The 11,967-nt window shown below is 33.5% G+C and carries 10 protein-coding genes; 5 read left to right on the forward strand and 5 right to left on the reverse strand.

Annotation, left to right across the window (positions count from 1 at the left end):
* Positions 1-57: 57 nt before the first annotated feature.
* Together EYY60_RS20125 and EYY60_RS20130 are read left to right on the forward strand one after the other, a co-directional pair.
* On the forward strand, positions 58-801 hold the full coding sequence (locus tag EYY60_RS20125; RefSeq protein WP_132991071.1) for a Dph6-related ATP pyrophosphatase: 744 nt from the start codon (positions 58-60) through the stop codon (positions 799-801).
* Positions 802-832: 31 nt separating this feature from the next.
* Positions 833-1,336 (forward strand): hypothetical protein, encoded by a 504-nt coding sequence (locus tag EYY60_RS20130; protein ID WP_132991072.1) that lies wholly within the window; start codon positions 833-835, stop codon positions 1,334-1,336.
* 3 nt (positions 1,337-1,339) lie between these two features.
* Here the strand turns inward: EYY60_RS20130 and EYY60_RS20135 are convergent, their stop codons facing one another.
* Positions 1,340-1,879 carry a DUF1697 domain-containing protein gene (locus EYY60_RS20135; RefSeq protein ID WP_132991073.1) on the reverse strand — a complete coding sequence of 180 codons (540 nt, stop codon included), beginning with the start codon at positions 1,877-1,879 and terminating at the stop codon, positions 1,340-1,342.
* A gap of 78 nt (positions 1,880-1,957) precedes the next feature.
* Positions 1,958-2,368 (reverse strand): hypothetical protein, encoded by a 411-nt coding sequence (locus tag EYY60_RS20140; protein WP_132991074.1) that lies wholly within the window; start codon positions 2,366-2,368, stop codon positions 1,958-1,960.
* Between the two features lie 272 nt (positions 2,369-2,640).
* Between EYY60_RS20140 and recG the strand changes: the two genes are divergently transcribed.
* Positions 2,641-4,749 carry an ATP-dependent DNA helicase RecG gene (recG, locus tag EYY60_RS20145; RefSeq protein WP_132991075.1) on the forward strand — a complete coding sequence of 703 codons (2,109 nt, stop codon included), beginning with the start codon at positions 2,641-2,643 and terminating at the stop codon, positions 4,747-4,749.
* Positions 4,750-4,932: 183 nt separating this feature from the next.
* On the opposite strand, the gene EYY60_RS20150 is transcribed toward recG, so the two are convergent.
* The 3 genes from EYY60_RS20150 to EYY60_RS20160 all read right to left on the reverse strand — a co-directional run bounded on the left by EYY60_RS20150 (position 4,933) and on the right by EYY60_RS20160 (position 7,117).
* The gene (locus EYY60_RS20150; RefSeq protein WP_132991076.1) at positions 4,933-5,535 is read right to left on the reverse strand and encodes a PAS domain-containing protein; all 603 of its coding nucleotides are present in this window, start codon (positions 5,533-5,535) and stop codon (positions 4,933-4,935) included.
* A gap of 92 nt (positions 5,536-5,627) precedes the next feature.
* Entirely contained in the window at positions 5,628-6,494 is an 867-nt protein-coding gene (locus EYY60_RS20155) for a hypothetical protein (RefSeq protein WP_132991077.1), read from the reverse strand.
* A gap of 26 nt (positions 6,495-6,520) precedes the next feature.
* Entirely contained in the window at positions 6,521-7,117 is a 597-nt protein-coding gene (locus EYY60_RS20160; RefSeq protein ID WP_132991078.1) for a DUF6436 domain-containing protein, read from the reverse strand.
* A gap of 531 nt (positions 7,118-7,648) precedes the next feature.
* On the opposite strand from EYY60_RS20160, the gene EYY60_RS20165 reads away from it, so the two are divergent.
* Complete coding sequence (locus EYY60_RS20165) at positions 7,649-8,707, forward strand: efflux RND transporter periplasmic adaptor subunit (protein ID WP_132991079.1); 1,059 nt, start codon at positions 7,649-7,651, stop codon at positions 8,705-8,707.
* Positions 8,708-8,829: 122 nt separating this feature from the next.
* The gene (locus EYY60_RS20170; RefSeq protein WP_132991080.1) at positions 8,830-11,928 is read left to right on the forward strand and encodes an efflux RND transporter permease subunit; all 3,099 of its coding nucleotides are present in this window, start codon (positions 8,830-8,832) and stop codon (positions 11,926-11,928) included.
* Positions 11,929-11,967 lie beyond the last annotated feature (39 nt).

The raw sequence follows: 11,967 nt of genomic DNA on the forward strand, positions 1-11,967 counted from the left end.
ACCTTTCATCAACAAATAGAATGAAATTTGTAAGTTTACGATTTAAAATTCCAAATCGTGTCAACACCTAAAAAAGCCTTATTCAATTGGAGCAGCGGAAAAGATTCTGCACTTTCTCTCTATAAAATTCTTCGAAATCCTGATTTTAAAATCGAATATTTATTGACGAGTGTCAATAAACAATTTCAGCGAATTTCCATGCACGGTGTTCGTGTTGAACTGTTGAAAGCGCAAGCGAAAAGCATTGGAATTCCATTAAAAACAATGGAAATTCCGGAAATGCCAACTATGGAAGTCTATGAAGATGTGATGTTTGAAACATTGGCAGAACTAAAAAATGAAGGCATTTCACATTCTGTTTTTGGTGATATATTTTTAGAAGATCTGCGCAAATATCGTGAAGATCAATTGGCAAAATTGGGTTTTGAAGGTGTTTTTCCAATTTGGAAGATTTCGTCGCACGATTTGATTCAGGAATTTATTTCGCTTGGTTTTAAAACTATCGTGGTTTGTGTGAATGAAAAATATCTAGACAAAAGTTTTGTTGGCCGAATTATAGACCAAGATTTCATCAATGATTTGCCTGAAAATGTTGATGTTTGTGGCGAAAACGGAGAATTTCACACTTTTGCTTTTGACGGACCCATTTTCTCTAAACCTATAGATTTTGAAATTGGAGAAATCGTGTATCGCAAATATGAAAAACCAGAAACTGATGATTCTTCAAATAAAGCTTGTGACACAAACGACAAAACTGCTTTCGATTTCGGATTTTGGTATTGTGATTTGATCGCCAAGTGAGAAGTTAATTTTATAAATAAAGCTAATTAAGATGATTTTAAAAGAGAATACTGAATTGAAAAAAGCATTAAAGTTCCTGAACGAAATAGGAATTGATGTTATAGAAAAACAATTGGATTCAACTTTTTTACCTGGGTTAGAATTAGGTCCTGATTGTATCTATATTGATTATGAAAAACTTTTATACCCTGGCGATATATTGCACGAAGCAGGGCATCTTGCAGTTGCAACTTCTGCAGAAAGAAAATTAATCGGCACAAATCAAATTTCTATCGACTGGCCTACACAAGGAGACGAAATTGCTGCAATTTTATGGTCGTATGCAGCTTTACATCATTTACAACTGCCATTAGAATTTGTATTTCATTCTAATGGCTACAAAGATTCTTCAGATTGGTATATTTCGAATTTTAACTCCAAAAATTATATCGGTTTACCCTTACTCGAATGGATGGGATTGTGTGTTGGGAACGAACGTGCAGAGAAAGAACATAAAACTGCATTTCCTGCCATGCAAAAATGGCTTCGTGACTAAAATTTATTCAGCATACATTTGGAGTAGATTCGTAACGGTATTCCAGTTTCTCATTGTTGTGATAACATTCAATTTTTTCTCGATGTATTTGCCTTCCAATCTTGTTTTTCCCGCTCCAATGGCATATTTAATAAAAATCCTATTACCATCAATACTTGCTTCATCTGGCTTAAACTGACTGATTTTCAAATCGTTTATACTTTCTTTTTTTAAGGCAATTGAAACAAAGGCCACATAAAGCTTTTTTATATCAATATCTTTCTCTTTCAGGAAAGGATTGTTTTTAAAACATAGCTCTAAATCTTCTTTTGCAATGACAATTACAGGAACTTCATGGCCAAAAACCTTAAAAATTTCCTGTTTTATAATGAAACCTACTTTCGCTGCATCTTCTTCGCTGTCAACAAATACATTTCCAGATTGCAGATAAGTTCGAACATTTTGAAATCCGATGTTTTCTAGCATGGTTTTCAAAGCATCCATTTTCATCATATTATGGCCTGAAACATTGATTCCGCGTAAAAGTGCTAAATGAGTTTTCATAGTAAAGTATTTTAAAAAGAAAAAAGTATTCAATTTAAAAAACTGAATACTTTTAATTGTTTAGCAAACTTACGGTTTTTATTTTGCTTTTTTGTATGTATAGCTACGATCACACATAGCTGCATTATCATTTAAATGACCAAGTTTATCTAAAGTTAAACTCTCAATTATACCACCTGTACAATTTGATATCAGTGAATTCTGCTCTTTGTATGTTAAAACAAAAACAGTTCCATTTTCGGTGGTTTTTGTTTCAAAAGTTCCTGCTAAAATTGTAGTTTTATTGTCGTAATTTCGGGTTTTTGTAAAAGTATTATCTTTATTAAATTGATACGAAAACTGTGTCGAAGATGGATCGTTTGCATACGGTTCCGCCGCAAATTGATTCCATTTTCCATAATAATCAGAAACTACAACATCGTCAGAATCATTGTTTGAACAAGAAACAACCGTAATAACGAAAGCAAATAATAGTACAATTTTTTTCATTTCTTTAAAGTTTGAAGGTTAATTATTAATAAGACTAAACTTTATAAAAATAGTTGCGCCACAAGCTATTAAGTTAACAATATGATAATATTGAAAGCTTAAAAACGTTATCAAAATCAAAAAAGCAATAAACATAAGATTTTCAGATTTCCTAATTAAAATCTATCTTCGCTTTTCCAAAAAAGATAAAAGAAAATAGAAGCAAGAAAATAGAATTTGTCTTTGCTCTATATTCTTTGTTCTATTTTCTAAAATCTAAGCCAACCTAAAAAATGTCTAACAATCTTCTTGAAACTCCTATCGAATACCTAAAAGGCGTTGGTCCAAGTCGTGGCCAGTTGCTTCGCAAGGAATTGGGAATTCATAAGTACGGAGATTTAGTCAATTTTTTTCCGAATAGATACATTGACAGAACACGCTATTACAAGATAAACGAACTCCAGAATACAGGAACCGAAGTTCAAATTATTGGAAAAATCATCAATATCAAAACCGTTGAATTTGCCAAAAACAAAAAGCGTTTGGTTGCCACTTTCGTGGATGATACTGGGCAAATTGAGCTGAATTGGTTTCAAGGACATAAATGGATCAGGGAGAGTTTAAAACTGAATGAGACTTTAGTAATTTTTGGAAAATGCTCTCTTTACGGAAGTCAATTTAGTATGGCACATCCGGAAATTGAACTTTTAAGCGAACACGAAAAAAGTCTTCGTTCTGCAATGCAACCTGTCTATCCTTCAACAGAAACACTTGCAAACCGAGGGATTTCGAATAGAACGATCAATAAATTAATGGAACAATTGTTTATTGAAACGCAAGCTTTGTTTACCGAAACTTTTCCTCCTTATTTGATTGAAGAATTAAAATTGATTCCGAAAAGAGCGGCTTTATTCAATATTCATTTTCCTAAAAGCACTGAAATTTTGGCGAAAGCCCAATTCCGATTAAAATTTGAGGAATTGTTTTTTATTCAGCTTCAATTAATTACTAAAAATTTAATCCGAAAACATAAAATAAAAGGGCATCCGTTTACCAAAGTTGGTGAGCTTTTCAATGCATTTTACCAAAATCATTTGCCTTTTGATTTGACTGGCGCTCAAAAAAGAGTGCTAAAAGAAATCCGCACCGATATGGGAAGCAATGCCCAAATGAATCGCTTGCTTCAAGGTGATGTAGGTTCTGGAAAAACAATTGTTGCTTTTATGAGTATGCTTTTGGCAATTGACAACGGTTTTCAAGCTTGTTTGATGGCGCCAACCGAGATTTTAGCGAATCAACATTTTATTGGATTGTCGGTATTTGCCAATACTTTAAATATCAATATTCGAATATTAACCGGCTCAACAAAGACTTCTGAACGAAAAATTATTCACGAAGAGCTTGAAAACGGAAGCTTGCAAATTATAATTGGAACTCATGCTTTGTTGGAAGACAAAGTGAAATTCCAAAACTTAGGCTTATCTATTATTGATGAACAGCATCGTTTTGGTGTAGAACAGCGCTCAAAATTGTGGAAAAAAAATGATATTCCGCCACACGTTTTGGTTATGACAGCGACTCCAATTCCGAGAACTTTGGCAATGAGTTTATATGGCGATTTGGATATTTCTGTAATTGATGAATTGCCACCAGGAAGGAAACCAATCCAAACGGTTCATAGATACGACACAAACCGTTTAAAAGTCTGGAAATTCCTTCGTGATGAAATTGCCAAAGGAAGACAAATTTATATTGTTTATCCGTTGATTCAGGAATCTGAAAAAATGGATTACAAAGATTTGATGGACGGCTACGAAAGCATTTCAAGAGATTTTCCTTTGCCTCAATATTCGATTTCGATTCTGCACGGAAAAATGAAACCTGCAGATAAAGATGCAGAAATGAAACGCTTTTCTGAAGGAAAAACCAATATCATGGTGGCAACAACTGTAATTGAAGTAGGCGTAAATGTACCAAATGCCAGCGTTATGATTATTGAAAGCGCAGAACGTTTTGGACTTTCACAATTACATCAATTGAGAGGACGCGTTGGGCGTGGTGCAGAACAGAGTTATTGTATTTTAATGACCAGCCATAAATTAAGTTCCGACAGCAAAATTAGAATGGAAACAATGGTTGGCACAAATGATGGTTTTGAAATTGCCGAAGTTGACTTAAAGCTTCGTGGTCCAGGTGATTTAATGGGAACACAACAAAGCGGTGTTTTAAATCTTCAAATTGCTGATATTGTAAAAGATCGAGAAATTTTATCTTTGGCGAGAAATTATGCCATGAAAATTTTAAAAGAAGACAGCGCACTTCAAAAACCAGAACATTCGGTTTTAAAAGCTGTTTTTATTGAATTGACCAAAAAGAAAAATATCTGGAATTATATTAGTTAGTTTTAGGGACAAAGGGACAAAGATACAAAGTGACAAAGACTTCATTGACGTGAAACTTGAAACTTGAAACAAAAACACTCCGCTATATCAAACTTAAAATTATCTAGGTGATTAGATTTGTTGGGGGACAAATTAATAGTGATTCTTTTGATTGATACAGCGAAGCATTTTTTTAATTATGGACTATTTCTTCGGATTATCTTTCTTTTCAAAAAGACTTCCAAACAAACCTTTACTTACTTTAATTTTGCAATCTTTTCCGGTCGCAACAAGATGATCAATATATTCCATATAAGTTTTTTTGCGTTCTTCTAAAAAACCAACTAAATATTCTTCTGAAGCTAACATACCGCTGGCTTCCTCAATATGCAAAAGCTTATTGTACAAAGGCTCAATAAATTTGCTTATAATATCTTCACGAACCGATTTTCTTGTTCCAAAATAACCTACTATTTCTCCATTTGAATCGGCTATAATTTTAAAGTCAGTGATTACCCAATAGTACCTTCCCGTTTTTGACATGTTTTTAATGATCACATGAATATTTCTACTCGATTTAATACTGTCCCATAAAAACTTGAAAATTACTTTAGGCATGTCAGGATGGCGAATAATATTATGAGGTTGTCCTATTAATTCATATTCATCATAGCCTGAAACATCTATAAAATCTTCATTGGCGTATAAAATAGTTCCTTTTGTGTCTGTTTTACTGAGTAATACTTTATTCTTGTTCCAATCAACTTCTCGGTCTGATGGATTTGGACGGGGGATTCTAATATCCATAAATTCTGCATTTAAAATTAATATGTGTTTAAGTTTGGTGCGTGTACTATTGCATTAAATTCAATTAAAGCGGTTATTTTAATAAAGTTTAATTATTGATTTGAATTTGTTTTGCCAGTGACTGATTTAAAATGAATATCATTTACAAGATCATCAATTTTTTTGGCGCTTTCCTTCATCAAATCAAGATAATTCAAGAGCTGATCGTTATCAGTATGCCCTTTTGAAACATCAATCAGTTTTAAAACAGAACTTACCGGCATTTTCAAATCTAAAGTCGTTTTATGGATAAAGTCATTGTACTCTTTTGTCTCAGACATTGAACTGAATTTTGCAGAAGCCAATTTGATGTTCTCCAATTCATATTCATCAGAAATTTTAGTAATGTGATTTTGACTATGCGTTTTAAAATAATAAGCCCAGTATCCGTTCATGAAAAATACTGCGCCAGCCAATACCACGTGAACCAAGAAAGTTTCAAGATCAAAATTTACTTGCGAAAAATAAACTTGCAATCCATTTGCATCGTTGTAAACATAATTTTGAAGATAAGCCAAAGCTCCATGATGTATGATTACTAAAAGTGTAAGCGGAATTTGAAGTTTCCAATTTTGATAAATAATCAAAATTGTACTGGCCACAAATACAGTAAAATGCATTTCAAATAAACCATGCATTTGATAAATATACTGAGCCATAAAAATTGCCAACACTACTGAAAGTACATATTGGTAAAATTTAGAATTTTTGACAAATAATTTAGCTGAATAATAAGCCAGCAAATTCAGCGTTCCTACGCCTGCTCCGATTTCCCACGTGTCATATTTAAAAGATAACGCAATTCCGAGAAGAAAATAAAGGGCAAGAACATAATTGATAATTGTATCCGATTTTTCTGTCATTGTCGACATAAAACTACGCAGGTAATCCTGCTCATTCAAACTAGCTTTCTTTTTCATAAATTTAGGTAATTTAGGGGTTAGATTTATTTAGTGCATTTTGGTAATGAACATCCATAAGCTGTCAAAGCCAAAGCATCAAATGATGGGGCATTTGTCTTTTTCAGCAACATTTCTATAGCCTGTTGGGCATAATTCGTCTCAGCATCCGTACAATATCTTGTTTTATTGTAATTCCCTCTAAAATAAAGCTTTTGCGAACTGTCGATCAGTGCTGCTTGTGGTGTTGAAAAGACACCGCAGTTTTTTGCAATTGATTGATCAAAATAAACCGGAATTTTGGCATCAAATTTTTGCTGAATTTCCCCAATAGTGACACTTTTTTCATTGTTTATAACGACAATTTTAAAGTTAACACGATCTCCATATTTTTTTATCAATTCAGCAACATGAGGAATGTTAAAACGGGAACATGGGCATTCCGGATTAAAAAAGTGAATGAAAACAGGTTTTTGATTCATTGTGCAACATTTCAAATCAATCTTGCTTCCCATTGCAACCGCATGATAATCCTTAGGAATGGGGGTTGGAAGACTGTACTGAAATTCATTTTTCCAAAACAAAACCGAAATGGCAGCAAGAAGCAAACAAAACCATAAGCCAAGGAGTAGTTTTCTCATCATAAATAAATAGATTTTGATTTAAAAAATATAAACACTTGTTAATTTTAAACTTTGATAAGGTAAAAAATAAAATCAAAAACAAATAAAAAAACCTACATTTATCAATAACGAAACAAAAAAATGGCAAAATACAATCAAAAATGCCATTGTTTTGTTTAACCCTATCAATGTTACAAATAAAATCGATAAAGCGCAAAATAATTGAGCTAAAATGCATTCTAAAAAAAGCAACGTAATCTTTTTCCTAGTTTTAAAACGCGTATTTTTACGTTTTTTATAAATAAAAACCTACTTTTACTTTTTAAAATTTTACAGAATTTTACGAGTCCGTAATTATTTTCATCAAAATCGAGTTTTTTTTTCTTTCCACATTAAACCATTGTAAAGAAAAATAGTCCAAACAAATCGGCAATGCAAAAACTTGTACATACAAATGTTAAATAAAGGATAAGCTCTTTCGTTTTCGTATCAAAAAGTTAAATTTGTTAGCTACAAAAACAAAAACCCAAAAAAACATATCACTTTAATTTTATGAAAGTAAAAAACCTAATTTACGCCCTGATAATTATTGTTTTAGGAGGATTTATTACGTATAGAATAGTATCCAACAAAAGCAAAAATGATGAATCAAAAAAATCTGGCGACAAAGACAAACCAACAACAGTTACTGGAATTGTTGTAAAAACAGCCACTTTTGATAATAATTTATCTTTATCAGGATCAATTGAAGCTAATGAGCAAATAGAAATCAGAAGCGAAGTTTCTGGAATCGTTGAAGGAATTTATTTTAACGAAGGAAGTTACGTAAGTAAAGGTCAAGTACTTTTTAAAGTTAACGATATTGAATTGAGAGCACAATTGCGTCAAGCGCAAACTAGAGAAGGTTTGGCCGCTGAAAATGAAAGAAGAGCAAAATTATTACTTCAAAAAGAAGCTATAAGCCAAGAAGAATTTGATGTAGCAAATGCTGATTATGCTTCTGCAAAAGCGCAAACACAATTAATTAAAGCCCAGATTTCAAAAACCTCTGTAAAAGCTCCTTTTTCAGGAAAAATTGGTTTACGTTCTATTTCACCAGGAACATACATCACTCCTACCATTTTGGTCGCGAAATTAGTCAATACGGGCAAAGTAAAAATCACTTTTTCAATTCCTGAAAAATATGCTACACAAGTAAACAATGGTTCAAACATTGATTTTACAGTTTCTGGTTCAGACAAAACCTACAATGCAAAAATCTACGCTATAGAACCCGAAGTTGCCGTTGCAACAAGAACTTTACAAATTAGAGCTATTGCCGATAATACTGACGGAAAACTTTTCCCTGGAACTTTTGCAGATGTAAAACTTCCTCTTAATATTATTAAAGATGCAATTGTCGTTCCATCTGAAGCTATCGTTCCTGTTCAAAGCGGGAAAAAAGTATATATCGCTGATATGGGCAAAGCCAAAGAAGTTATGGTTGAAGCGACAACTCGTACCGATGCCTCTATTTTAATTTTATCTGGATTGAAAGCTGGTGACACACTTGTTACAAGTGGTGTGATGTCACTTAAAAATGATGCACCAATAAAAGTTAAAATAAAATAGTCTTAAAGTCATAAAGTCAAAAGTCGCAAGACTTAAATATAGATTTAAAGATGTCAGTAAGATTTAGCAATAAATCTGAAATCTGAAATCTAAAATCTAAAATCTAAAATCATAAATCAGATATGAGTTTATCAACCACAAGTATAAGAAGACCCGTTTTAACGATTGTACTGAATCTTTTGATTATTTTATTCGGTTTCATTGGTTATACATTTTTGGGTGTTCGTGAATTCCCTTCAATTGACCCGGCGCAGGTTTCGATCAGAACAAACTATACCGGAGCCAATTCAGATATTATCGAATCGCAAATTACAGAACCGCTTGAAAAAGCAGTAAATGCTATCGATGGAATCAGAAATATTACTTCATCTAGTAATCAAGGAAGCAGTAATATTACAATTGAGTTTAATTTAGATAAAGATTTAGAAGAAGCAGCAAATGATGTCCGTGACAAAGTTTCACAAGCCATCAGAAGTTTGCCTCAAGATATTGATGCACCGCCAGTTGTATCAAAAGCTGATGCTGATAGCGATGCCATCATTTCAATGACGGTTCAAAGTGACAGCCGAAATTCGCTTGAATTGAGTGATTATGCTGAAAATGTTATTTCACAGCGTTTAGAAACGATTCCTGGCGTGAGTGGCGTTCAAATTTGGGGGCAAAAACGTTATGCAATGCGCTTATGGATTGATCCTGCTAAACTTGCTGCCTATGGCTGCACAGTCGCTGAAGTCCGTACGGCCTTAAATTCGCAAAACGTAGAGCTTCCATCAGGAAAACTAACTGGTAACAATACAGAACTTACTGTAAAAACTATTGGAAACCTTTCAAAACCTGAAGAATTCAACAATATCATCATCCGTACTGACGGAGATAAAATTGTTCGTTTCAGCGATATTGGTGGCGCAGAACTTGGTCCAGAAAATATCGAAACAAAACTGAGCCAGTCTGGTTTGCCAATGATCGGTTTGGCAATTGTGCCAATGCCAGGAGCGAATTATTTAGATATTTCAGCGGAATTTTATAAAAAATATGAAGCTTTAAAAAAGGATCTTCCAAAAGACATCAAACTGAATATTGCACTTGATAATACTATTTTCGTAAAAAAATCAGTAATGGAAGTTGCCGAAACTTTAGGAATTTCGATTGTTCTGGTAATCATTATTATCTATTTATTCTTTAGAGACTGGGCAATTGCTTTCAGACCTTTAATTGATATTCCGGTTTCCTTGATTGCTACATTTTTCATCATGTGGCTTTTTGGATTTTCAATCAACGTTTTGACTTTATTAGCGATCGTACTTGCGACCGGTTTAGTTGTGGATGATGGTATTGTGGTAACCGAAAATATTTTCAAAAAAGTTGAAGAAGGAATGTCACCAATTGAAGCTGCAATTAAAGGTTCAAATGAGATTTTTTATGCGGTAATTTCGATTTCTGTTACCCTTGCAGCGGTATTTTTACCAGTAATTTTCTTAGAAGGTTTCGTAGGACGACTCTTTAGAGAATTTGGTGTCGTGATTGGTGCTGCAGTATTGATTTCTGCATTTGTATCACTTACGCTTACGCCAATGTTGAACGCCTATTTAATGAAAGGTGGCGAACAGAAAAAATCAAAATTCTATATTAAAACAGAGCCGTTTTTTGAAAAAATGAACAGCAGTTATGCTGAATCGCTTTCAAAATTTATGGATAAAAAATGGATCAGCTTCCCTATTCTTATTGCGTGTTTCGGATTGATTTATTTGTTCTTCACCATTCTTCCAAAAGAAACTGCTCCCCTTGACGACAGAAGTTCAGTAACTATGCGTATGACAACTCCTGAAGGTTCATCTTATGAATATACTGACCGTTTTATGCAGGAAATCTCAAGATTGGTTGATGATTCGATTCCAGAGAAAAAAGTGAGTTTGGTAATCACTGCGCCAGGTTTTGGAGCTTCGGCAACAAATACTGGTTTTATCAGACTTTCACTAAAAGAACCAGACGAAAGAAAAACATCTCAAAAAGATATCGCTGATAAATTGACAAAATGGACAAAAAAATATCCTGAAGCTAAAACTGCCGTTATTCAACAGCCTACAATTGCTGTAAACAGACGTGGAGGTTTGCCAATTCAGTACATTATTCAAGCTCCAAATTTTGAAAAATTGAGAGAAAAAATTCCATTGTTTATGGAAGAAGTTGGAAAAAGCGACGTTTTCTCAACAACAGATGTGAACTTGAAATTCAACAAACCAGAAATCAACGTAAGCATCAATCGTGAAAAGGCTGAAAGTTTGGGGATTTCGATCTTAGATATTGCACAAACATTACAACTTTCTTTAAGCGGACAACGTTTTGGATATTTTATCAAAAATGGAAAACAATATCAAGTTATTGGTCAATTTGATCAAAAAGACCGTTCTAAACCATTGGATTTGACTTCGATGTTTGTCAAAAATAATAAAGGAGAATTAATTCAAATGGATAACGTTGTGAATGTCGAAGAACAAAGTAATCCTCCACAATTGTATCACAATAACAGATACATGTCGGCTACTGTTTCTGCAGGTTTAGCACCAGGAAAAAGTATGGGTGACGGAATTGAAGAAATGAACCGAATCAAAGCTAAAGTTCTAGACGAAACTTTCACAACCGATTTAGCGGGAGAATCAAGAGATTTCGTAGAAAGTAGCTCAAATACTTCATTTGCATTTGGTTTGGCTTTGCTTTTAATCTTCTTGATTTTGGCGGCACAATTTGAGAGTTTTATTGATCCATTCATTATTATTTTAACAGTGCCAATGGCGGTTGCTGGAGCGTTGTTCTCACTTTGGTTATTCAATCAAACATGGAATATTTTTAGTCAGATTGGAACCGTAATGCTTATCGGATTAGTAACGAAGAATGGTATTTTGATTGTCGAATTTGCCAATCAGCTTCGAGAACAAGGAAAACCAAAATTGGAAGCTATTTTAGAAGCCTCAGAAGCGCGCCTTCGTCCAATTTTAATGACGAGTTTAGCCATTGCATTAGGAGCTTTGCCAATTGCAATGTCACTTGGAGCAGCTTCAACAAGTAGAATTGGGATGGGAGTTGTAATCGTTGGAGGAACAATTTTCTCTCTTGCTTTGACACTTTTTGTAATTCCGGCAATTTATTTAATGTGGTCAAAAGCTAGAAAACATTATCCTGAGTTCGATCATATTGATGAATACGAAAAAGAAAGTATAAAATAGTACCCAAAATCATGAATTTTGCTTCTTGCAGAATTCATG

It is taken from the genome of Flavobacterium zhairuonense (genome assembly GCF_004352915.1).
GTDB lineage: Bacteria > Bacteroidota > Bacteroidia > Flavobacteriales > Flavobacteriaceae > Flavobacterium > Flavobacterium zhairuonense.